This window comes from Streptomyces sp. KM273126 (assembly GCF_004337435.2).
GTDB lineage: Bacteria > Actinomycetota > Actinomycetes > Streptomycetales > Streptomycetaceae > Streptomyces > Streptomyces acidicola.
This window is the reverse complement of the sequence record NZ_SJXB02000001.1, coordinates 1,837,534-1,859,437: the sequence shown is the minus strand read 5'-3', so window position 1 is coordinate 1,859,437 and position 21,904 is coordinate 1,837,534. Positions and strand designations below refer to the sequence as shown.

Annotated in this window: 18 protein-coding genes and 3 tRNA genes; 11 read left to right on the top strand and 10 right to left on the bottom strand. The window is 69.0% G+C overall.

What is annotated here, in order from left to right; genetic code table 11:
- Positions 1 to 20 precede the first annotated feature (20 nt).
- The 5 genes from E0500_RS07995 to E0500_RS07975 form a co-directional block, all read right to left on the bottom strand.
- Complete coding sequence (locus E0500_RS07995; RefSeq protein ID WP_131567345.1) at positions 21 to 827, bottom strand: ABC transporter permease; 807 nt, start codon at positions 825 to 827, stop codon at positions 21 to 23.
- Complete coding sequence (locus E0500_RS07990; protein WP_131567347.1) at positions 824 to 1,819, bottom strand: ABC transporter ATP-binding protein; 996 nt, start codon at positions 1,817 to 1,819, stop codon at positions 824 to 826. The genes E0500_RS07995 and E0500_RS07990 overlap by 4 nt, the downstream gene beginning before the upstream one ends.
- A gap of 217 nt (positions 1,820 to 2,036) precedes the next feature.
- A tRNA-Gly gene (locus tag E0500_RS07985) sits at positions 2,037 to 2,112 on the bottom strand.
- 80 nt (positions 2,113 to 2,192) lie between these two features.
- Positions 2,193 to 2,264 (bottom strand) — tRNA-Gly (locus E0500_RS07980).
- Between the two features lie 191 nt (positions 2,265 to 2,455).
- Positions 2,456 to 2,773: an Lsr2 family protein gene (locus E0500_RS07975; protein WP_131567350.1), complete on the bottom strand. Its 318-nt coding sequence runs from the start codon at positions 2,771 to 2,773 to the stop codon at positions 2,456 to 2,458.
- 364 nt (positions 2,774 to 3,137) lie between these two features.
- Here E0500_RS07975 and purS point away from each other — a divergent pair, with 364 nt between their 5' ends.
- The 9 genes from purS to purM all read left to right on the top strand — a co-directional run bounded on the left by purS (position 3,138) and on the right by purM (position 12,339).
- Positions 3,138 to 3,404 carry a phosphoribosylformylglycinamidine synthase subunit PurS gene (gene purS, locus E0500_RS07970; protein ID WP_131567352.1) on the top strand — a complete coding sequence of 89 codons (267 nt, stop codon included), beginning with the start codon at positions 3,138 to 3,140 and terminating at the stop codon, positions 3,402 to 3,404.
- Positions 3,401 to 4,081, top strand: a complete 681-nt coding sequence (gene purQ, locus E0500_RS07965; RefSeq protein ID WP_131567354.1) for a phosphoribosylformylglycinamidine synthase subunit PurQ — start codon at positions 3,401 to 3,403, stop codon at positions 4,079 to 4,081. Before purS ends, purQ begins: the two co-directional genes overlap by 4 nt.
- A complete protein-coding gene (purL, locus tag E0500_RS07960; protein ID WP_131567357.1) occupies positions 4,078 to 6,336 on the top strand; it encodes a phosphoribosylformylglycinamidine synthase subunit PurL in 2,259 nt (752 codons plus the stop codon). Before purQ ends, purL begins: the two co-directional genes overlap by 4 nt.
- 137 nt (positions 6,337 to 6,473) lie before the next feature.
- Positions 6,474 to 6,974 (top strand): helix-turn-helix transcriptional regulator, encoded by a 501-nt coding sequence (locus tag E0500_RS07955; RefSeq protein WP_131567359.1) that lies wholly within the window; start codon positions 6,474 to 6,476, stop codon positions 6,972 to 6,974.
- A 34-nt stretch (positions 6,975 to 7,008) separates the two neighbouring features.
- Positions 7,009 to 7,890, top strand: a complete 882-nt coding sequence (locus E0500_RS07950) for a M23 family metallopeptidase (RefSeq protein ID WP_131567361.1) — start codon at positions 7,009 to 7,011, stop codon at positions 7,888 to 7,890.
- A gap of 5 nt (positions 7,891 to 7,895) precedes the next feature.
- Positions 7,896 to 8,693 (top strand): maleylpyruvate isomerase family mycothiol-dependent enzyme, encoded by a 798-nt coding sequence (locus tag E0500_RS07945; RefSeq protein ID WP_131567364.1) that lies wholly within the window; start codon positions 7,896 to 7,898, stop codon positions 8,691 to 8,693.
- 128 nt (positions 8,694 to 8,821) lie between these two features.
- Positions 8,822 to 9,619, top strand: coding sequence for an META domain-containing protein (locus tag E0500_RS07940; RefSeq protein WP_309504989.1), 798 nt, complete (start codon positions 8,822 to 8,824; stop codon positions 9,617 to 9,619).
- 85 nt (positions 9,620 to 9,704) lie between these two features.
- Positions 9,705 to 11,231, top strand: coding sequence for an amidophosphoribosyltransferase (purF, locus tag E0500_RS07935; protein ID WP_131567368.1), 1,527 nt, complete (start codon positions 9,705 to 9,707; stop codon positions 11,229 to 11,231).
- Between the two features lie 43 nt (positions 11,232 to 11,274).
- Positions 11,275 to 12,339, top strand: coding sequence for a phosphoribosylformylglycinamidine cyclo-ligase (purM, locus tag E0500_RS07930; RefSeq protein ID WP_131567370.1), 1,065 nt, complete (start codon positions 11,275 to 11,277; stop codon positions 12,337 to 12,339).
- Between the two features lie 91 nt (positions 12,340 to 12,430).
- On the opposite strand, the gene E0500_RS07925 is transcribed toward purM, so the two are convergent.
- Both E0500_RS07925 and E0500_RS07920 read right to left on the bottom strand, forming a co-directional pair.
- A complete protein-coding gene (locus E0500_RS07925; protein WP_131567372.1) occupies positions 12,431 to 12,682 on the bottom strand; it encodes a DUF3073 domain-containing protein in 252 nt (83 codons plus the stop codon).
- Between the two features lie 311 nt (positions 12,683 to 12,993).
- Complete coding sequence (locus E0500_RS07920; protein WP_131567374.1) at positions 12,994 to 14,100, bottom strand: Glu/Leu/Phe/Val dehydrogenase dimerization domain-containing protein; 1,107 nt, start codon at positions 14,098 to 14,100, stop codon at positions 12,994 to 12,996.
- Between the two features lie 243 nt (positions 14,101 to 14,343).
- On the opposite strand from E0500_RS07920, the gene E0500_RS07915 reads away from it, so the two are divergent.
- Both E0500_RS07915 and bldC read left to right on the top strand, forming a co-directional pair.
- Entirely contained in the window at positions 14,344 to 15,186 is an 843-nt protein-coding gene (locus E0500_RS07915; RefSeq protein WP_131567376.1) for a hypothetical protein, read from the top strand.
- A 652-nt stretch (positions 15,187 to 15,838) separates the two neighbouring features.
- On the top strand, positions 15,839 to 16,045 hold the full coding sequence (gene bldC / locus E0500_RS07910; protein WP_003949541.1) for a developmental transcriptional regulator BldC: 207 nt from the start codon (positions 15,839 to 15,841) through the stop codon (positions 16,043 to 16,045).
- Between the two features lie 338 nt (positions 16,046 to 16,383).
- Here bldC and E0500_RS45365 read toward each other — a convergent pair whose 3' ends face one another.
- The 3 genes from E0500_RS45365 to hrpA all read right to left on the bottom strand — a co-directional run bounded on the left by E0500_RS45365 (position 16,384) and on the right by hrpA (position 21,841).
- The gene (locus E0500_RS45365; protein ID WP_258572670.1) at positions 16,384 to 16,881 is read right to left on the bottom strand and encodes a DUF6274 family protein; all 498 of its coding nucleotides are present in this window, start codon (positions 16,879 to 16,881) and stop codon (positions 16,384 to 16,386) included.
- Positions 16,882 to 17,670: 789 nt separating this feature from the next.
- Positions 17,671 to 17,745, bottom strand: a tRNA-Asp gene (locus E0500_RS07905).
- A 118-nt stretch (positions 17,746 to 17,863) separates the two neighbouring features.
- Positions 17,864 to 21,841: an ATP-dependent RNA helicase HrpA gene (hrpA, locus tag E0500_RS07900; protein WP_131560442.1), complete on the bottom strand. Its 3,978-nt coding sequence runs from the start codon at positions 21,839 to 21,841 to the stop codon at positions 17,864 to 17,866.
- Positions 21,842 to 21,904: the final 63 nt, after the last annotated feature.

Sequence of the window (21,904 nt, the reverse complement as noted above, 5' to 3'; positions counted from 1 at the left end):
GTCCCCCTGCTCCCCGTACGTCAGCGCCGCGGTTCCCAGCGGAACCACCGCTGTACAGCAAACACCGCGAGCACGGTCCAGGCCACCGCCGTGGCGACGGCACCCAGGGTGTCGTACCCGGACAGATTCCCGGTCCAGCCGCCCCGCAGCAGGGTGATCACCGGTGTCAGCGGCAGCAGTTCGCACACCGCGGCCAGACGGTCGGGCATGACCTCCAGCGGTGCGATCGTGCCCGAGGCGAGCATCGAGACCAGCAGCAGCGGCATGGCGGCGACCTGGGCGCCCTCCACGCTCTTGCTGAAGCTCGCGACAAGGGCCGCGAGCGCGGGCCACATGACGAGCCCCAACAGCAGCCCCAGGACGGCGAGATGAGGTGCCTCGGGCGCCCCGACGTCCAGAAGCGCGGTACAGGCGAGCACCAGGACCACACACTGGACGAGGCCGATCACGACCGACGGCAGCGCGGCGCCCGCGAGGATCTCCAGGTCCCGCAACTCGCCGGTGCGCAGCCGCTTGAGCACGAGTTCCTCGCGCCGGGCCGCGTACACGCTCACCAGGGAGCTGTAGACCGCGAAGAGCAGCGAGAAGCCGATGGAGGCGGGCAACAGGACGGAACCCACCGAGAGTCCGGCGCCCTCCAGGTCCATGTCGTCGATGGCCGACCGCGTGCTCAACGGCAGCACCAAGGGCACGAACAGCGCCGCCACCAGCGTCGCCTTCGTCCGGCTCAGCAGGGTCAACTCGGCCCGCGCCAGGGCCGCCACGCGCCCGACGGAAGTCGTCGTCCCCGCGGAAGCATCCGTCCGCACACTGGTCACCGTACTCATACCGCCGCCCCCTTCCGGGCCGTCGCGCCGCTCCGAGGTCCTTCGGGGGCCGCCTTCGTGGCACCTGAAGCCTCACGCGCTATCTGCAGGAACGCCTCCTCCAGGGAGGCCGACCGGATGTCGAGGCCGCCCAGCTCGACGCGGGCGCGCTCGGCCCACACCAGGAGCCGGGTGGCGGTGCGCTGGAGTTCGTGCGTACGGAGCCGGATCGTGCGGCCCACCGCTTCGTGGTCGGTCACGCCCAGTTCGGCCAGTGGGGGCAGGTCGCCCAGGAAGTAGCCGTCGGGCAGGTCGAAGACGATGCGGGACGGCTGGGACGCGGTGACCTCCTCCGGGGTGCCGGTCGCCGCGATACGGCCCTCGTGGAGGATCGCCAGGCGGTCGGCCAGGTCTTCAGCCTCCTCCAGATAGTGCGTGGTGAGCAGGACCGTCGTCCCCGCGTCGCGCAGCTCGCGCACCAACTCCCAGGTGCCCTGGCGCCCTTCCGCGTCGAGCCCGGTCGTCGGCTCGTCGAGGAAGAGGACCTCGGGCCGGCCGAGGAGCGCCAGCGCCAGGTCGAGGCGCCGCTTCTCACCCCCGGACAGCTGCTTGACCCGTACCCCGGACCGCTTCCCGAGGCCGACGATCTCCAGGGCCTCCTCCACGGGGCGCGCCCCGCTCGTGCAGCCGGCCCACATCCGTACCGTTTCCGCGACGGTCAGCTCGGACGGAAAGCCGCCCTCCTGCAACATCACGCCGATGTGCGGCCGTACAGCCGCCCGCTCCTCGTACGGATCGTGCCCGAGGACCCGCACCCGACCCGCGGTCGGCGGTGCCAGTCCCTCCAACAGCTCGACCGTCGACGTCTTGCCCGCGCCGTTCGTGCCCAGGAGTGCGAAGAGTTCGCCCCGGCCCACGGAGAACGTGATCCCCCGCACGGCCTCGAAACCGCCCCCGTACACGCGCCGCAGGTCAGTGACCTCAATCACGTCCTTGTGCCCGTTCGTGTTCATGCCTTCAGCGTCTCGGCAGTTCGACGGCGACAGCAGTGCGGCCTGTCATCACTCCACATGACAAATGTCAGTCGCGAACTTCGAGCGAGGCCACGACGACGCCACGGCGAGACCATGACGAATCCACAAGGAGGCCACAAGGAGGCCACGACGATGCCACCAAGGCCGTAAGGGCGTATGAAAAAGGCCCCGGTCAAATGACCGAGGCCTTACTTCCTGGAGCGGACGACGAGGCTCGAACTCGCGACCTCAACCTTGGCAAGGTTGCGCTCTACCAACTGAGCTACGTCCGCATTGCTTCCGACCGGCTCTCACCGATCGGCGCGAGCACCAGCCTACCTGATCCACAACTGTGGTCGGACCGGCGATGCAGAGCGGGTGACAGGAATTGCACACTGCGCCTTCCCCCTGGAAGGGGGATGTTCTACTACTGAACTACACCCGCGTGACTCCGTGAGCCGGGCCTTTCGGCCTTGCCCCTCGGCGTGCTCCAGACTCTAGCTGATCAATAGGGGTGCTGCGCAAGTCGATTGTCTTCACAGCGGATGACCGACTGTTGGCGCACCCCCGAGCCCCGGGGTCCCAGAGCCCCGGGGCTCGGAGTCAGAGCCAGGCGCCAAGGGGCGTAGCCCCGGCTCAGTGCGCCGCCGCGAACGCCTCGTAGACCTTCTTGGGGATCCTCCCGCGGGCGGGGACGTCCATCTTGTGGGACTGGGCCCACGCGCGGACCGCGGACGGGTCGGGCGCCACGTCGGTCTGTTTGTACGTCCTGCCGGACCTCGACCGCTTGCGGCCGGCCTCCACGTAGGGGGCCAGCGCCTTGCGCAGTTTCTTGGCATTGGCTTGATTGAGGTCGATCTCGTACGACTTGCCGTCGAGTCCGAAGGCGATCGTCTCCGCCGCTTCCGAGCCGTCGATGTCGTCGAAGAGAGTGACTACGACACGCTGCGCCACGAATATCGGTCCCTTCGTGCGACACCTCGGTGATGCGATCACCTCCATGACGTGCTGCTACGCCATCTAGGTGATCGGACGAGATGTCGACTGTCCGGCTGTAATTGGGCTATTGGGCAAAGTATCGACTATTGCCAATTACTTTGTACAGGGCCCAGCATTGCAATGTGAAGCTCAACTAAAACTGTCAGCGTGTCCGCCGGGCAATAGGTGTCCCCGATCTTTCCCGGAACTTTCCATCAAGTGAGCCGCCCGATACCGGATCGTGACGGTGCTCACGTAGATTCCTACCAATCTACTCGCGTAGAAATTTTGTGCGGGTAGTCTGAAGGAACCTGCTCAGCACCACACACCGGGAGTGCCAGTGGCACGCGTCGTAGTCGACGTCATGCTCAAGCCGGAGATCCTCGACCCCCAGGGCCAGGCGGTGCAGCGCGCGCTGCCGCGCCTCGGTTTCGAGGGCGTCTCCGACGTACGTCAGGGAAAGCGTTTCGAACTGGAAGTTGACGGACCGGTGGACGACGCCGCGCTCGCCCGCATCCATGAACTGGCGGAATCCTTCCTCGCCAACACCGTGATCGAGGACTTCACCGTGAAGGTGGAGGAAGAGAAGGCGGAGGCAGGAAAGTGACCGCCCGTATTGGGGTCGTCACTTTCCCGGGCAGTCTTGACGACCGTGACACGCAGCGCGCGATCAGGCTGGCAGGTGCCGAGCCGGTCGCTCTCTGGCACAAGGACAAGGACCTGAAGCAGGTCGACGCCGTGGTCCTGCCCGGCGGATTCTCGTACGGCGACTATCTGCGCGCCGGAGCGATCTCCCGCTTCTCGCCGGTGATGGAGACCGTCGTCGAGCAGGCGAAGGCGGGCCTCCCGGTGCTCGGCATCTGCAACGGCTTCCAGGTGCTCACCGAGGCCCACCTGCTGCCCGGCGCGATGCTCGGCAACGACCACCTGCACTTCATCTGCCGCGACCAGAAGCTGCGAGTGGAGAACGCCACGACTTCCTGGACCAGCGACTACAGCGAGGGCCAGGAGATCCACATCCCGCTGAAGAACATGGACGGCCGCTACGTCGCCGACCAGTACACGCTGGACAAACTGGAGGCCGAGGGCCGGGTCGCGTTCCGTTACGTGGACTTCAACCCGAACGGCTCGCTCAACGACATCGCCGGCATCACCAACGAGGCCGGCAACGTCGTCGGCCTGATGCCGCACCCCGAGCACGCCGTCGAGCCGCTGGTCGGCACCGGCCGTACCGACGGCCTCCCCTTCTTCACCTCGATCCTCAAGAAGCTGGTGGGCGCATGAGCCGGACGCCACTGGACACGGTCGAGCACGCGACCGCGACCCCCGACGTCGAGCTGCCCTGGGCCGAACTCGGCCTGAAGAAGGACGAGTACGAGCGGGTCGTCGAGATCCTCGGCCGCCGGCCCACCGGTGCCGAGCTCGCCATGTACTCGGTCATGTGGTCCGAGCACTGCTCGTACAAGTCCTCCAAGGTCCACCTCCGCCAGTTCGGCGAGAAGGCCCCCGAGTCCGACGCCCTGCTCGTCGGCATCGGTGAGAACGCCGGTGTGGTCGACGTCGGTCACGGCTACGCGGTCACCTTCAAGGTCGAGTCGCACAACCACCCCTCGTACGTGGAGCCCTACCAGGGCGCGGCCACGGGTGTCGGCGGCATCGTCCGCGACATCATCGCGATGGGCGCCAGGCCGGTCGCCGTCGTCGATCCCCTTCGCTTCGGTGCGGCGGACCACCCGGACACCAAGCGCGTCCTGCCCGGTGTCGTCGCCGGCATCGGCGGCTACGGCAACTGCCTGGGCCTGCCGAACATCGGCGGCGAGGTCGTCTTCGACTCCTGCTACCAGGGCAACCCGCTGGTCAACGCCGGTGCCATCGGCGTGATGCGGCACGAGGACATCCACCTCGCGAAGGCCTCCGGCGCGGGCAACAAGGTCATCCTGTACGGCGCCCGGACCGGTGGCGACGGCATCGGCGGCGCGTCCATCCTCGCCTCCGAGACCTTCGACGACGCGAAGCCCTCCAAGCGTCCGGCCGTCCAGGTGGGCGACCCCTTCCAGGAGAAGCTCCTCATCGAGTGCACCCTGGAGGCCTTCAAGGAGAAGCTGGTCGTCGGCATCCAGGACCTGGGTGCGGCCGGTCTCTCCTGCGCCACCAGCGAGCTCGCCTCCAACGGCTCGGGCGGCATGCGCGTGACGCTCGACGACGTCCCCCTGCGCGACTCCACGCTCTCCCCCGAGGAAATCCTCATGAGCGAGTCGCAGGAACGGATGTGCGCGGTCGTCGAGCCCGACAAGGTCGACCGCTTCCTGGAGATCTGCGAGAAGTGGGACGTCATCGCCACCGTCATCGGTGAGGTGACGGACGGCGACCGTCTGGAGATCTACTGGCACGGCGGCAAGATCGTCGACGTCGACCCGCGCACGGTCGCGCACGACGGCCCGGTCTACGAGCGCCCGTACGCCCGCCCGTCCTGGCAGGACGAGCTCCAGGCCGACGACGCGAACAAGCTTCCGCGCCCCGAGACGTCCGAGGAGCTGAAGGACCAGGTCCTGAAGCTGGTGGCGTCCCCCAACCAGGCCTCCAAGTCCTGGATCACCTCCCAGTACGACCACTTCGTGCAGGGCAACACGGTCCTCGCCCAGCCCGAGGACTCCGGGATGATCCGCGTCGACGAGGAGACCGGCCTCGGTGTCGCCATCGCGACCGACGGCAACGGCCGGTACGCGAAGCTCGACCCGTACGCGGGCGCACAGCTCGCGCTGGCGGAGGCGTACCGCAACGTCGCCACCACCGGCGCCAAGCCGCTCGCCGTCTCCGACTGCCTGAACTTCGGCTCGCCCGAGGACCCGGCGGTGATGTGGCAGTTCGCGGAGGCCGTGCGTGGTCTCGCCGACGCCTGCCAGCAGCTGGGCACGCCGGTGACCGGCGGCAACGTGTCCCTGTACAACCAGACGGGCGAGGTCGCCATCCACCCGACCCCGGTCGTGGCCGTCCTGGGTGTCATCGACGACGTGGCCCGGCGTACGCCCGTCGCCTTCCAGGAGGAGGGGCAGCTGCTCTACCTCCTCGGCGACACCCATGAGGAGTTCGGCGGTTCGGCCTGGTCCCAGGTGATCCACGACCACCTGGGCGGGCTGCCGCCGCAGGTGGACCTGGAGCGTGAGCGTCTGCTCGCCGAGATCCTGATCTCCGCCTCCCGCGACGGCATGATCGACTCCGCGCACGACCTGTCCGACGGCGGTCTGATCCAGGGCGTGGTCGAGTCGGCCCTGCTCGGCGGCAAGGGCGCGCGGCTGGTCGTACCGGACGGGCTCGATGCCTTCACCTTCCTGCTCTCCGAGTCGGCGGGGCGCGCGGTCGTCGCCGTACCGCGCTCCGAGGAGGTCCGCTTCAACGACATGTGCGGCGCGCGTGGCCTGCCGGTCACCCGCATCGGTGTCGTCGACGGTGACTCCGTGGAGGTCCAGGGCGAGTTCGCGCTGAGCCTGGACGAGCTGCGCACGGCCCACGAGGGGACGATTCCGGCGCTGCTGGCCTGAGTCATCACCTGTTGCGAAGCCCCCGCCCGGGTCTCACGGGCGGGGGCTTCGCCGTTGTGTTCACGGCTTCACGGTCCGCGGCTTCATCCAAAACGCTTGAACGTAATTACGTAGTTCCGTAATATCCAGGAGTGCAAGTGGAACTCGAACAACGCGTCGCCGACCTGGAGCGTCGGCTGGCGGCACTGGAGAACGCCCACCGCACCGCCCCCCAGCTGGACGCGAGCGACTTCTGGGCCCTGAACGGGCTGAAGGAGCGGCTGGCCGAGCTGGGTGCGACCGACGGAGGTGTCCTGTTCACCGGGGCCGTACGGCTGCCGACGGGGGAGCGGTACGAGTGGCAGTACGGCGCGCGGACCGAGGACCTGGTGGACGACGACTGGACCCGGGCCGCCGAGCCGTTCGCGGCCCTCGGCCACCCGGTCCGGCTGCGCCTGCTCCGCGAGATCCTCGGCGGCCGGCGCACCGCGGCCGAGCTCGCCGAGCTGGACGAGGTGGGCACGACCGGCCAGATCTACCACCACCTGCGCCAGCTCTCCGCCGCGGGCTGGCTGCACACGACCACACGCGGCCGCTACGAGGTACCGGCGGGCCGGGTGGTGCCGCTGCTGGTGGCGCTGGCCACGGCCAGGAACTGACCGGGACAAGTCATCACTGTCACAGGGGGAAATGATGACCGCACGCAAACTCGCCATGGCCGTCTTCCGCTGCCTGCAACTGGCCTTCATCGGGCTGGTGATCGCTCACATATCGCTCGGCTTCGGGTATCCCGTGCTGTGGAACCTCCTGCTCCTGGCGCTGGCGTACGTCGTCGTCATCGTGATGAACCGATGGGGCGGTACCCCGGACAGCAGGCCCGCGGCCGATGCGCCCGTCGCGGTCGCCCCGCCGGTGACCGGCCGCTGGTCCGCGCTGAACAGCCCGGCGAACCGCACCCCCAGCCACGGCACGCACGCCTACGGCCAGACGTTCGCCATCGACATCGTCGCCGAGCCCGAGCCGGGCGCCCGTCCGTCCTTCCGCTGGCTGTGGCCGCTCGCCCGTCGCAACCAGGACTTCCCGGCCTTCGGCGCCCCGCTCCTCGCCGTGGCCGACGGCACGGTCGTACGGGCCACCGACCGCCACCGCGACCACCTCAGCCGTACGTCGCTGCCCGCGCTGCTGTACCTGATGCTCGCCGAGGCGTCGGTGCGCGAGATCTCAGGGGTCGGCCGGATCCTGGGCAACCACCTGGTGCTGGATCTGGGCGACGGTACGTACGCGGCGTACGCCCACGTGCAGCGCGGCTCGCTCGCCGTCCGCGAGGGCGACCGGGTACGTGCCGGACAGCTGCTCGCCCGCTGCGGGAACTCGGGCAACTCGACCGAGCCGCACCTGCACTTCCAGCTGATGGACGGCCCGGACCCGGACACTGCGCGAGGCATTCCCTTCGAGTGGCACGGGATCGGTGTGCCGGGCAACGGCGAGGTGTTCGAGGCTCCCACAGGGATGTCCGAAGCCCCCACCACGGTGTCCGAGAAGGCGTCAGCGACCCCGGCTCCCCACATAGGCTGACGTCCATGCCCCCGGCCAGGAAACGCCCCCGCGCCTACGACCCCGCCAAGATCCGCACGGCGGTGTTCGCCCAGTTCGGGCACGTACGGAAATCCGTAGGTGCCCTGAGCGCCGATCGGCTGGACCGGCCCACGCGCCTCGGGGACTGGACGGTACGGGAGCTCGTCGCGCACATCGCGATGGGCACCGAGTCCGTGAGCCGCGCCATCGACCAGGAGCCGCCCGCGAAGACGGAGCTCTCCTTGCCGGCGTGGCCGCCTGCGACCGCCGCGTTCGCCGACGCCAACATCGACCGCACCCGCGCCTTCACCCGCGAGAACCCGGACCTCGACGTGCTGTACGCCCGCACCGAGCAGCGTTTGGCCGAGCGGTTGGCCGCCACTCCGGGCGAACGGCTGCTCGCCACCCGCCCCGGTGCCATGAACCTGGCGGACTACCTGGTCACCCGCACCGTCGAACTCGTCGTCCACACCGACGACCTGAACGCGGCCGTGCCCGGCCTGGACGTCCCGTACGACCGTCAGGCCCTCGCCGCCTGCACCCGGCTGCTCGCCGACGCGCTCGCCGTGAAGGCGCCCGGCGGCTCGACCGAGGTGCGCGTGCCGCCGTACGCCGTCGTGCAGTGCGTCGAGGGCCCGCGGCACACGCGCGGCACGCCGCCCAACGTCGTCGAGACCGACCCGCTGACCTGGGTCCGGCTGGCGACGGGACGCGAGGAGTGGCAGGACGCCGTACGGGAGGCGCGTGTCAGGGCGAGCGGAGAGCGCGCCGATCTCGGCGGACTGCTGCCCCTCATGCGCTGAGACCCGCCCGGACACGCGCTATTGCGTGTCCGGACTCATGCACTGCGATCTGTCCGGAAAAGAACCTGAGACCTGTCCGAAAAGAAGGGGAACCGCTCGCCCACCCCACCCGTCCCAGCGTCATGAACATGCAGCGACTGACCCTCAGCGCCCTGATTCTGCTTCCGCTCGTCGCGGCCTGCGGCGGCGAGTCGGGCAGCAGTTCCGTCGGCTCGAAGCCCGGCTCCGCGGCGTCCGTCGCCGGTGTCCGCTGGAGCGTCGACAGCCTCACCCTCGACGGGAAGAGCGAGCAGGCCCCCGACAGCGCGTATGTGAAGATCACCAAGGATGGCGAGGTCGACGGCAACTACGGCTGCAACGGCTTCGGTACGACCGCGACCGTCGAGGGCGACAGCATCAGGTTCGGCAACGCCCGGTCCACCGACATGGCCTGCGACGACGTCCCGATGTCGTTCGAGCAGTCCCTCCGCAGCACCCTCGACGACGGTCCGCTGAAGGCCGAGACGAGCGACGGAAAGCTGACGCTCACCTCCGGCTCCGGCGACAAGGTCGTCCTCAGCGAGGAGGCGCCCGCCCAGCTGTACGGCACGACGTGGAAGGTCACTTCACTCGTCAAGGACGGCACGGCTCGGTCACTGCCGTCCGACTCGGCCGACAAGGCCTGGTTCACCTTCGACAAGAAGGAGGGCAGGCTCTCCGGCATCCTGGGCTGCAACCGTGTCTCGGCCGACGCGACCGTACGCGACGGATCGCTCACCCTCGGCACCCCCGGCACCACCCGCAGGATGTGCGACGGCTCACTCATGGACACCGAGCGGACGCTTCTGGAACTCTTCAGGAGTGAGGTCAGCTATGAAATCGATCATCGAACCATCACGTTGACCAGCGAAAACGGCGAGGGCGTCAGCGCGGTCGCCAGTAAGTGACGTACGCGGGTCAGGGTCGCCTTACCGGCATGAACCGAGATCACGGGATTCGGACCAGTGCGCGATCTCGCCTACACTCGGTGCCGTGCCACGTGGTGACGGTCGACTCAATCACGATCTGCTCCCCGGCGAGAAAGGCCCCCAGGACGCGTGTGGCGTCTTCGGTGTCTGGGCTCCGGGTGAAGAGGTCGCAAAGCTCACGTACTTCGGGCTCTACGCCCTCCAGCATCGGGGCCAGGAATCCGCCGGAATCGCGGTCAGCAACGGCCGCCAGATCCTCGTCTTCAAGGACATGGGCCTCGTCTCGCAGGTCTTCGACGAGACCTCGCTCGGTGCGCTCCAGGGGCACATCGCGGTCGGTCACGCCCGCTACTCGACGACTGGCGCCTCCGTGTGGGAGAACGCCCAGCCGACGTTCCGGGCCACCGCGCACGGCTCCATCGCGCTCGGCCACAACGGCAACCTGGTCAACACGGCGCAGCTCGCCGAGATGGCCGCCGACCTGCCCAGGCAGGAAGGCCGGTCCACCCGGGTGGCGGCCACCAACGACACCGACCTCGTCACGGCGCTCCTCGCTGGCCAGACCGGCGAGGACGGTGAGCCGCTGACCGTCGAGGAGGCCGCCGCCACGGTCCTCCCGCAGGTCAAGGGCGCCTTCTCGCTCGTCTTCATGGACGAGCACACCCTCTACGCGGCCCGCGACCCGCAGGGCATCCGCCCGCTGGTCCTCGGTCGTCTGGAGCGCGGCTGGGTGGTCGCCTCCGAGACCGCCGCGCTCGACATCTGCGGCGCCAGCTTCGTCCGCGAGATCGAGCCGGGCGAGTTCGTCGCCATCGACGAGAACGGTCTGCGCACCTCCCGATTCGCGGAAGCGAAGCCCAAGGGCTGCGTCTTCGAGTATGTGTACCTGGCCCGCCCGGACACGGACATCGCCGGGCGGAACGTCCACCTCAGCCGCGTCGAGATGGGCCGCCGCCTCGCCAAGGAGGCACCTGCCGAGGCCGACCTGGTGATAGCGACCCCCGAGTCCGGCACCCCCGCCGCGATCGGTTACGCGGAGGCCTCCGGTATCCCCTTCGGCTCCGGTCTGGTCAAGAACGCGTACGTCGGACGTACGTTCATCCAGCCCTCCCAGACGATCCGTCAGCTCGGCATCCGGCTGAAGCTGAACCCCCTGAAGGAAGTCATCAAGGGCAAGCGCCTGGTCGTCGTCGACGACTCGATCGTGCGCGGCAACACCCAGCGCGCACTGGTGCGCATGCTCCGCGAGGCCGGCGCCGCCGAGGTCCACATCCGGATCTCGTCCCCGCCCGTGAAGTGGCCCTGCTTCTTCGGCATCGACTTCGCCACCCGCGCCGAACTCATCGCCAACGGCATGACGATCGAGGAGATCGGCACCTCGCTGGGCGCCGACTCGCTGGCGTACATCTCCATCGACGGCATGATCGAGGCGACCACCATCGCCAAGCCGAACCTGTGCCGCGCCTGCTTCGACGGCGAGTACCCGATGGAACTCCCGGACCCCGAGCTGCTCGGCAAGCAGCTCCTGGAGACCGAGCTGGCCGCCGGGCCCGCCGCCACGGCCGCCACCGACGCGATCCGCCGTCCGTAAGAGCCCGTGATCCCTGCCGTACGACACGAAAGTGCCCTTTGCCATGTCTGAGACCGGTGCCAGCTACGCAGCCGCGGGCGTCGACATCGAGGCGGGCGACCGCGCCGTCGAGCTGATGAAGGAGTGGGTGAAGAAGAGCCGACGCCCCGAGGTGCTCGGTGGCCTCGGCGGCTTCGCCGGACTCTTCGACGCCTCCGCCCTCAAGAACTACGAGCGCCCCCTGCTCGCCTCCGCCACGGACGGCGTGGGCACGAAGGTGGACATCGCCCGTCAGCTCGGCGTGTACGACACGATCGGCCACGACCTGGTCGCCATGGTCATGGACGACATCGTGGTGTGCGGGGCCGAGCCGCTGTTCATGACCGACTACATCTGCGTCGGCAAGGTCCACCCCGAGCGGGTGGCGGCCATCGTCAAGGGCATCGCGGAGGGCTGTGTGCTCGCCGGGTGCGCCCTGGTGGGCGGCGAGACGGCCGAGCACCCCGGTCTGCTGGGTCCGGACGACTTCGATGTCGCCGGCGCCGGTACGGGCGTCGTGGAGGCCGACCGGCTGCTGGGCGCGGATCGTATCCGTACAGGGGACGCGGTCGTCGCGATGGCGTCCTCCGGGCTTCACTCCAACGGGTACTCGCTGGTCCGGCACGTCCTGCTGAACCAGGCCGGCCTGTCCCTGGACGCGACGATCGACGAGCTCGGCCGCACGCTCGGCGAGGAGCTGCTGGAGCCGACCAGGATCTACTCGCTGGACTGCCTCGCGCTGATGCGGGCCACCGAGGTGCACGCCTTCAGCCATGTCACCGGCGGCGGACTCGCGGCCAACCTCGCCCGTGTCATCCCCGACGGCCTGCACGCGGTCGTCGACCGCTCCACCTGGACCCCCGCCCCGGTGTTCGACCTCGTCGGCCGTACCGGCGACGTCCAGCAGCTGGAGCTGGAGAAGACCCTGAACATGGGCGTCGGCATGATCGCGATCGTGCCTCAGGAATCGGCTGACGTCGCGCTGGCGACCCTCGCCGACCGTGGGGTCGACGCATGGATCGCGGGTGAGATCACCGACCGCGGTGAGCACACGACGGGCGCGGCTCTGGTCGGCACGTATTCAAGCTAAGAGCGCCGGCACGTGATTTCCGCGGTGACAGCGCAAAACCCGGTCCGGCAGCGATGTAACGCTCCGGACCGGGGCAGGCGCGACTGGATCGTCAAGCGCCGCGGCGCTGTGACGCGGGACCGGACTCGTCGTCCTCATCGTCCTCGTCGTCGTTGTACAGATCCGCGTACTGGGCGTACGGGTCATCGTCTTCGTCGTCCTCGAACGGCTCGCCGTTCGGCGGCTGGCTCGAAGTCGATGCGCCCAGCTCGCTGGCCAGACGCGACAGGTCAGTCCCGCCGCTGTTGTACTTCAGCTGGCGGGCGACCTTCGTCTGCTTGGCCTTGGCCCGGCCGCGCCCCATGGCTCGACCCCCTCGGTGACGGGGCTCGACGGCCCCAGAGTCTTGACGCGTTCATAATCCAGAACGGGCTCTCCGCAGAGAGACCGCCCCTAGGGCTTCCACGGTACCTGAGCCCGCGCCCATACGGTACGTCGCCCGCACTGCGCGCGTGTGCACAGGCCCTGCGAGGCGCCCTGTCCTCGCTGGTCAGTGGCGATTTTAACCACTTCTTGGCGAGCGACCCGCCGACGAACGTGAGAGTTCTCTCCAACTGACCCGCGGCAGGTACCGGCCGAACCCGTGGGGCACCCTCGCGGGCGCCCCACGGAACCTCAGCGTCCGTGACCGCGCGCCGACGACGCCTCATGCATCCGCTGCTCGGCGATCCGGTCGGCCGCGGCGGCCGGCGGAATGCCGTCCTCATTCGCACGTGCGAAGATTTCCAACGTGGTGTCGTAGATCTTCGTGGCCTTCGCCTTGCACCGCTCGAAGTCGAACCCGTGGAGTTCGTCGGCCACCTGGATGACCCCTCCGGCGTTCACCACGTAGTCCGGCGCGTAGAGGATGCCGCGGTCGGCGAGGTCCTTCTCGACGCCCGGGTGCGCGAGCTGGTTGTTCGCGGCGCCGCAGACCACCTTGGCGGTGAGGACGGGCACGGAGTCGTCGTTCAGGGCGCCGCCCAGCGCGCAGGGGGCGTAGATGTCCAGGCCCTCGACGCGGATCAGCGTTTCCGTGTCGGCGACGGCCCGGACGCCGGGGTGGCGCTCGGTGATCCGGCGCACGGCCTCCTCGCGTACGTCGGTGATCACGACGTCGGCGCCCTCGGCCAGCAGGTGCTCCACCAGGTGGTGCCCGACCTTGCCCACGCCCGCGATGCCGACCGTACGGTCGCGCAGCGAGGGGTCGCCCCACAGGTGGTGGGCCGAGGCCCGCATCCCCTGGTAGACGCCGAAGGCGGTCAGCACGGACGAGTCGCCGGCGCCGCCCTTCTCGGGGGAGCGGCCGGTCGTCCAGCGGCACTCGCGTGCCACGACGTCCATGTCGGCCACGTACGTCCCGACGTCGCAGGCCGTCACGTACCGCCCGCCGAGTGAGGCCACGAACCGCCCGTACGCCAGCAGCAGTTCTTCCGTCTTGATCTTCTCGGGGTCGCCGATGATCACGGCCTTGCCGCCGCCGTGGTCGAGACCGGCCATGGCGTTCTTGTACGACATCCCACGAGCGAGGTTCAGAGCGTCGGCGACAGCCTCGGCCTCGGTCCTGTACGGGTAGAAGCGGGTGCCGCCGAGGGCGGGGCCCAGGGCGGTGGAGTGGATGGCGATGACGGCCTTGAGGCCGCTCGCGCGGTCCTGGCAGAGCACGACCTGCTCATGGCCCCCCTGGTCCGAATGGAACAGGGTGTGCAGTACATCAGCAGGCGCGCCGGTTACGTCGGTCACGGTGGTGACTCCAGGCTGAGTGCGGCGGTGTCGGGACGGACTCCCGTACGGGTGGCGGGGCCCGTGGCATGAGGGTAGAGCCTGTGCCCGCTCGTCATCCGCGCCGTGCTCAGCAGTGTTCAGGATCACCCTCCCCAGGAGTACGTTCGCACACGTGCGTGGGACGATTTGCAGTGTTTCCCCGCGGCCCGCGCGCGGGAAGCGACAGGGTTTCGTGTCGGGTCCCATGGGGAGGGAGCAGGCGTGCCCAAGGTGTCCTCGGTGGTCGTTCCGTACACGTCGTACCTGCGCGTGTACGAACCGCTGGTCGCGTTCCCGGAACCCGAGCGCACCCACTGGGCGCGCTACGCGCGTCGGCCGGACCGCCCCTCCTACCAGGACGAACTGCGCCGCTCGCTGGCCGATCTGCTGCCCACCCCGCCGATTCCGGTGCCGGTGCACGAGAGCAGCGACGCGTTCGTGCTGGAGGTCGAGGGTGTGCTCTGCGTCTGCCCCTGGCGCACCAGGCTGCGCGGCTGGCAGGCGCTCGGCGATCTTGCCGAGGAGTTGCCCACGCCGGTCCTGGACGCGGTGCTGCCGCCGGTCGTGCGCCGCCAGGCCGCCCAGGACTACGAGCGCTGGATGGCCGGCCATCCGGACGCCCGGCCGTGGATCCGTACCTCGACCTGGCACGTGCCGCTGAACTGGTTCGTGCTCGTGGGGGACGAGGAGCGGCGCTACGACAAGGGGTCGGACGAGGTCCCGCCGGCGCTGCGGTACCGGACGCCGATGGTGCAGGCGCGGCGGCGGGTGGCCCGGGGGCTGCGGGCGATGCGGGACATGATCGACGAGGGGCCGCTGATCGACGGCCTGGTGGACGTGGGGCGCTGGCTGGAGGAGTTCCACCCGCGCTCGCTGGTCGAGCTGGACTACGGCGGCCTGGTGCACGTCCTGCCCGCCGACCAGCTCGACGGCGATCACTCGGCGGCGGACGTCGCCGAGGGCATCGAGGCGCTGCGCACCGGGGACGAGGGGGCCGCCGGGGAGGCGTACGGACGTCTGGCGGAGCGCTGGCGGGCCGTACGGGACCGCCGGTCGGCGAACTGAGGCCCGCTGCCCGCGGGTGCCGAGGGGCCGGTCCGGCGGGCGCCTGGCGGGTCGTACGGCCGTGAACTGGTGGCTCGCGAAACACAGTTGGTCATCTGTGATGGAACGAGCTTTCCGCGATCTGTGATGTCATGGTGAACTATCGACCCTTGGCCCAGGCTTGACGCACCGAAGCGTGCGTTGAGGGGTGACGGGGGGCGTATGGGCCCTGATCCGGTCTTTTTGCGTCAAGTAGCCGTTAAGGGTGACGGACTGCACTAACAAGGGTCTTGCCTCTTACGCCCCTCCTCGTGCCAAAATAGGACAAGGAGTCCGGGGGAGACTTCTTCTGCCCAAGTATGGGTGGAATCTCCGCATTGCACGCTATGGGGGGTCCGGTGACTCCTGATCGCTGGTGTGACTGATCGTCACAGTGGCGTGACTGTCCGCTATGGCATGGTCCATCGGCTTCCGTCGGTGATGAACGCCTGGGGGGGCAATTCCATCGGTTTGGCCGACGTGGCTGGACAGATGGTGTAGTTGTAGTGCCGAGGACAAGCCGTTCGTCCTATAACCGACTCGACCCGCGTCCGCCATTTCGGGCAACGCGGGTCAAGGTGCAGAATTTAGAGGAAAGAACCGAGAAGGTTCGGTTCTCCCGAGGAGGCCGCTCATGACCGCTCGCACCCCTGATGCCGAGCCGCTGCTGACCCCGGCTGAGGTCGCCACGATGTTCCGCGTGGACCCGAAGACGGTCACGCGGTGGGCGAAGGCCGGCAAGCTCACGTCCATCCGTACGCTCGGCGGGCACCGCCGCTACCGCGAGGCCGAGGTCCGCGCACTGCTCGCGGGTATTCCGCAGCAGCGCAGCGAGGCCTGAACAATCGCATAACCGGGCGAATCGGCAGGTACCCCCAACATGCCGAGCCGTCCGACCTAAAGCTCCAAGCGACGCGGGTTCCTGCCCCAACAGGGCCCACGCCCAAGCTCTCCGGCACCGCCCAGGATGTTCTGGGCGGGCCGTGCTCTCAAGACAAGCAAACATAGGGTGCGTCGTTGATCGCGCTGGACTCCGCCGGGTCCAGCGCGATCTTTTTTGTGCGTGGACGTGGGTGGGTGCGGGGTGTGGGTGGCCCCGGGCCGGGGGCTGCGCGTGGGGGTGGGATGCGGGCTGCGGGTGGATGTGGCGGTCCTGTGCGGGGGTTGTGGGGGTCCGGGCTACCGCCCTGTGAGCGGCCTTGTTGGACTCTGGGGAGGGGTGTCGGATCTTCTGTGGGGCGGCTCCGGGGGTGGTGCAATTGCACATATTAAATTGACCTGTTGTGGCAGGCTGGTAAGTTCCCCGACTCCGGGAACTTGTGGGGTGACACCCGTCACATGTCGCGGCGCTTGTTGGTGGTGGTGCATCTGCGCTATTGGGGGCGGGAGTTGGGGCCTTGGTGGGATGAGGGTGCCTGCGGCTCGTGCGGGTGGTGTGTCCCGGATCGGGGGTCTCTCACGCCTTCGACGGGCTCTGGGGGCCGGGGAGGGGTGAGAGGGGATCTCTTCGTCGCCGGCCGTCCGGGGGTCGTCCTCGCCGTACTCTCCTGGCTCCATGGCCAACCGCAGGAGTTGGTGGCAGATCGGGCAGTGCCGTGTCAGGTGGCGGTACGAGGAGGCGGCCGCCAGGTGGGCACGGAGCAGTGCGCGCGTCTCGTGCCGAGTGGTCGCCGTCATACGCCACCTCCGGGTCGGGAAGCCCTTGCTTTCTGGGTACCCAGGGAATGTGACGGCGTCAAGACACGCGGGGCCATGCCGGGGTGGGATTCGCGGGCTCCTTCGCCCCCGCCGCCCCTACCCGTCCCATCCCAGGGGCTCAGCCCCTCAGCCCCCGCCAAGGGGGCTGCGCCCCCTGGACCCCCAGGGTTTCGGGGCTCCGCCCCGGACCCCGTTCGGGGGCCGGCCCCCGGACCCCCGCTCCTCAAACGCCGGAGGGGCTGGAATGTGCGGGCGGCGCTGGAAGGCGGGGGCGGTACTGGAAGGTGCGGGGGTGGGGCTGGATGGTGTGAGGGGTGCCGGAAGGTGCGGGGGTGGGGCTGGAAGGTGGGGGCGGTACTGGAAGGTGCGGGGTGGGGCTGGAAGGTGGGGGCCGTACTGGAAGGTGCGGGGCTGCAGCTGGAAGGTGTGAGGGGTGCCGGAAGGTGCGGAGTGGAGCTGGATGGTGTGGTTGCGCCAAAGGCTTGTGTGGCGCTGGGTTTTTGCCGGAGGGGCTGGGGGCCCCGGCCCGGGCTGGGACTTTGTCGGCCGGGGCTGGGAGCTTCCCGTTGGGGGCCGTCGATGCCAGGTGCCCGTCGGCCCGTCCGGCGTTTGAGGGCGGGGCTGTTCGGGTCGGCATGCCGGGGGTGGGGGCGGAGCCCCCAGGGATGGGAATGGGTAGGGGCGGCGGGGGCGAAGGAACCCCCGCGAGGTGGTGGGGGCATGGCGAAGGGCCCGCAGCCTTGGTAGGCGCGGGCCCTTCGAATGATGCGGTCCTGACGGGATTTGAACCCGCGGCCTCCACCTTGACAGGGTGGCGAGCACTCCAAACTGCTCCACAGGACCAGGTTTCGCGGCGCCTCCCGGCGGAGCCGGATAGTGACTCTGCCGTGCGTTGCGCTGCGAGAAGAGACTGTACAGGAGGGTGAGCCCCCGGTCGAACTCACCCGGAGTACCGGGGCGGTTACGGTACCGCCGCGTCGATGGCCTTCACGATGCGCTTGTCGGAGACGGGGTACGCCGTGCCCAGCGCGTGGGCGAAGTAGCTGACGCGGAGTTCCTCGATCATCCAGCGGATGTCCAGGACGGAGGCGGGGACCGGGCGGCCCTGCGGCATCTGTTCCAGGAGCCAGGCGTACTCGTCCCGCATCTCGTGGATCTTCTCCATGCGCGTGGTGTCCCGCTGGACGTTCGTCGGCATCTGCTGGAGGCGACGGTCCACGGCCACCAAGTAGCGCATCAGGTCCGGCAGTCGGCGCAGACCCGTCTCCGTCACGAAGCCGGGCTTCACGAGGGCGTCCAGCTGAGCCCGTACGTCCTGGAGGTTCGGCAGGAGCGCGGGGCTCCGTACGGTCTTCAGGCGGCGCTCACAGGCCTGCCAGGCGGCCAGCACCTGCTGCACCTGGCCGACCGTACGGACCGTGGTGTCGACGATCTCGGCGCGCACCTTGTCGTACAGCTTCCGGTACGACGACTCGTCCCAGGCCGGTCCCCCGAGGTCCCCTATCAGCCGGTCGGCCGCGGCCGTCGCGCAGTCGTCGAAGAGGGCCTGGATCGAGCCGTGGGGGTTCGCGGACAGGGCGAGCTTCTGGGGGTTCGTCAGCTTCTCCGAGGCGAACTTCGCCGGGTTCACCGGGATGCCCAGCAGGATCAGGCGGCGGGTGCCCTTCCACATGGCCTCCGCCTGCTCCGCCTCCGTGTCGAAGAGGCGGACCGAGACCGTGTCGCCGTCGTCGACCAGCGCCGGGTACGCCTTGACCGGCTGGCCGGCGCGGCGCGTCTCGAAGATGCGGGTGAGGGAGCCGATCGTCCAGTCGGTCAGGCCGGAGCGCTCCAGGGACTCGCCGCCCTGACGCTCCGCCGTGGCCGCGGCGGCCTGCGAGATGGCCTTCCTCGCCTTCGGCTTCAGCCTGAGCTGCAGGGCCTGAAGGTCCTTGTCCTCGGCGAGCTTGCGGCGACGCTCGTCGACGATACGGAACGTGACGCGCAGATGGTCCGGCACCTTCGCCCAGTCGAAGTCGTCGGCCTCGAAGGGGACTCCGACCATGCGCTTCAGCTCGCGCGCCATGGTCACCGTCAGCGGTTCCTGCAGCGGGACGGACGTGCCCAGGAACTTCTTCGCGAAGTTCGGCGCCGGTACGTAGTTGCGGCGGATGGGCTTGGGGAGGGAGCGGATGAGCTCCGTGACGAGCTCCTCCCTGAGGCCCGGGATCTGCCAGTCGAAGCCCTCGTCGGTGACCTGGTTGAGGACCTGGAGCGGGACGTGGACGGTCACACCGTCGGCGTCCGCGCCCGGCTCGAACTGGTAGGTGACGCGGAACTTCAGCTGCCCCTGCCGCCAGGAGTCCGGGTAGTCGGCCTTGGTGACCGCCTCCGCCGACTCGCGGATCAGCATCTCCCGCTCGAAGTCGAGGTGGTCGGGCTGCTCGTGCCGCTTGCGCTTCCACCAGGAGTCGAAGTGGGCGCCGGAGACCACGTGTTCGGGCACGCGCTGGTCGTAGAAGTCGAACAGGGTCTCGTCGTCGACCAGGATGTTGCGGCGGCGGGCGCGGTGCTCCAGCTCCTCGACCTCTGTCAGGAGCTTGCGGTTGTCGGCGAAGAACTTGTGGTGGGTGCGCCAGTCACCCTCGACGAGGGCGTTGCGAATGAAAAGCTCACGGCTCGTCTCCGGGTCGATACGGCCGTAGTTGACCTTCCGCTGGGCGACGATCGGGACGCCGTACAGCGTGACCTTCTCGTACGCCATCACCGCGGCCTGGTCCTTCTCCCAGTGCGGCTCGCTGTAGGTGCGCTTGAGGAGGTGCTCGGCGAGGGGCTCGATCCACTCGGGCTCGATGCGCGCGTTGACGCGGGCCCAGAGGCGGGACGTCTCGACGAGCTCGGCCGACATGACGAAGCGCGGGGGTTTCTTGAAGAGGGCGGAGCCCGGGAAGATCGCGAACTTGGCGTTGCGGGCGCCCAGATACTCGTTCCGGCCGCCCTCCTTGCGTGCGCCCTGGCCGGAGTCCTTGGACTCCCTCACGTCCTTCATGCCGATGTGCGAGAGCAGGCCGGCGAGCAGCGAGACATGGATGCTCTGGTCGGCCGCGTCCTCCTCGTTGAGCCGGATGCCCATCTGCTTGGCGACCGTGCGGAGCTGGCTGTGGATGTCCTGCCACTCGCGGATGCGCAGGAAGTTCAGGTACTCCTGCTTGCACATGCGGCGGAAGGACGACGATCCCCGCTCCTTCTGCTGCTCCCGGATGTACCGCCACAGGTTCAGGTACGCGAGGAAGTCGCTCGTCTCGTCCTTGAAGCGGGCGTGCTGCTGGTCGGCCTGGGTCTGCTTGTCGGCGGGGCGCTCGCGCGGGTCCTGGATGGAGAGCGCGGCGGCGATGACCATGACCTCATGGACGCAGCCGTTCCGGTCGGCCTCCAGGACCATACGGGCCAGGCGCGGGTCGACGGGGAGCTGGGCGAGCTTGCGGCCGGTCTCCGTGAGGCGCTTCCGCGGGTCTTTCTGGGCCGGGTCCAGCGCGCCCAGTTCCTGGAGGAGTTGGACGCCGTCGCGGATGTTGCGGTGGTCCGGCGGGTCGATGAAGGGGAACTTCTCGATCTCGCCGAGGCCGGCCGCGGTCATCTGGAGGATGACGGACGCGAGGTTCGTCCGCAGGATCTCGGCGTCGGTGAACTCCGGGCGGGTGGTGAAGTCGTCCTCGGAGTACAGGCGGATGCAGATGCCGTCCGACGTACGGCCGCAGCGGCCCTTGCGCTGGTTGGCGCTGGCCTGGGAGACCGCCTCGATGGGCAGCCGCTGCACCTTGGTGCGGTGGCTGTAGCGCGAGATGCGGGCGAAGCCCGGGTCGATGACGTACTTGATGCCGGGGACGGTGAGGGACGTCTCGGCGACGTTCGTGGCGAGGACGATCCTGCGGCCGGTGTGCGGCTGGAAGACGCGGTGCTGCTCGGCGTGCGAGAGCCGGGCGTAGAGGGGGAGCACCTCGGTGAAGCGGTAGTTCTTCTTCACCAGCGCGTCCGCTGTGTCGCGGATCTCGCGCTCGCCGGAGAGGAAGACGAGGATGTCGCCCTTGCCCTCGGCCATCAGCTCCTCGACCGCGTCCGTGATCGCGGTGATCTGGTCGCGGTCGGCGTCGTCGGAGTCCTCTTCCAGGAGCGGGCGGTAGCGCACCTCCACGGGGTACGTCCGGCCGCTGACCTCGATGATCGGCGCGTCGCCGAAGTGGCGCGAGAAGCGCTCGGGGTCGATGGTGGCGGAGGTGATGACGACCTTCAGGTCCGGCCGCTTCGGCAGCAGCTGGGACAGGTACCCCAGCAGGAAGTCGATGTTGAGGGACCGCTCGTGGGCCTCGTCGATGATGATCGTGTCGTAGGCGCGCAGCTCGCGGTCCGTCTGGATCTCGGCGAGCAGGATGCCGTCCGTCATCAGCTTGACGAAGGTGGCGTCCGGGTTCACCTGATCGGTGAAGCGCACCTTCCAGCCGACGGACTCACCCAGGGGTGTGTCCAGCTCCTCCGCCACACGCTCGGCGACCGTCCGGGCGGCGATACGGCGGGGCTGCGTGTGCCCGATCATGCCGCGGACGCCACGGCCCAGCTCCATGCAGATCTTCGGGATCTGCGTGGTCTTGCCGGAGCCCGTCTCACCGGCGACGATCACGACCTGGTGGTCGCGGATCGCCTCGGCGATCGTGTCCTTCTTCTGGCTGACGGGCAGTTGCTCGGGGTAGGTGACGGCGGGCACGCGGGCACGCCGCCCGGCCATCCGGTCCTCGGCCGTCGCCACCTCCGCCTCGATCTCGGCGACGACGGCGGCGCGGGCCTCCGGATTGCGGATCTTGCGCGCGCCTTCGAGCCTGCGCCCGAGCCGGTGCGCGTCGCGCAGGGACAGCTCGGCCAGGCGGGGGGCGAGGGCGCCGAGGGCGGGGGCAGGATGCGTAGACATACGGGGACCAGGATCTCACCTCGCCGAAATTGCTGGCGAACGCTTTTGCGCTCCGCACGGGGG

Coding starts and splice junctions, on each gene's coding strand:
- E0500_RS07990 (WP_131567347.1), bottom strand. CDS start 1,819: ATGAACACGAACGGGCACAAGGACGTGATTGAGGTCACTGACCTGCGG.
- bldC (WP_003949541.1), top strand. CDS start 15,839: ATGACCGCTCGCACCCCTGATGCCGAGCCGCTGCTGACCCCGGCTGAG.
- hrpA (WP_131560442.1), bottom strand. CDS start 21,841: ATGTCTACGCATCCTGCCCCCGCCCTCGGCGCCCTCGCCCCCCGCCTG.
- E0500_RS07950 (WP_131567361.1), top strand. CDS start 7,009: ATGACCGCACGCAAACTCGCCATGGCCGTCTTCCGCTGCCTGCAACTG.
- E0500_RS07940 (WP_309504989.1), top strand. CDS start 8,822: ATGCAGCGACTGACCCTCAGCGCCCTGATTCTGCTTCCGCTCGTCGCG.
- purL (WP_131567357.1), top strand. CDS start 4,078: ATGAGCCGGACGCCACTGGACACGGTCGAGCACGCGACCGCGACCCCC.
- purM (WP_131567370.1), top strand. CDS start 11,275: ATGTCTGAGACCGGTGCCAGCTACGCAGCCGCGGGCGTCGACATCGAG.
- E0500_RS07945 (WP_131567364.1), top strand. CDS start 7,896: ATGCCCCCGGCCAGGAAACGCCCCCGCGCCTACGACCCCGCCAAGATC.
- E0500_RS07995 (WP_131567345.1), bottom strand. CDS start 827: ATGAGTACGGTGACCAGTGTGCGGACGGATGCTTCCGCGGGGACGACG.
- E0500_RS07925 (WP_131567372.1), bottom strand. CDS start 12,682: ATGGGGCGCGGCCGGGCCAAGGCCAAGCAGACGAAGGTCGCCCGCCAG.
- E0500_RS45365 (WP_258572670.1), bottom strand. CDS start 16,881: ATGACGGCGACCACTCGGCACGAGACGCGCGCACTGCTCCGTGCCCAC.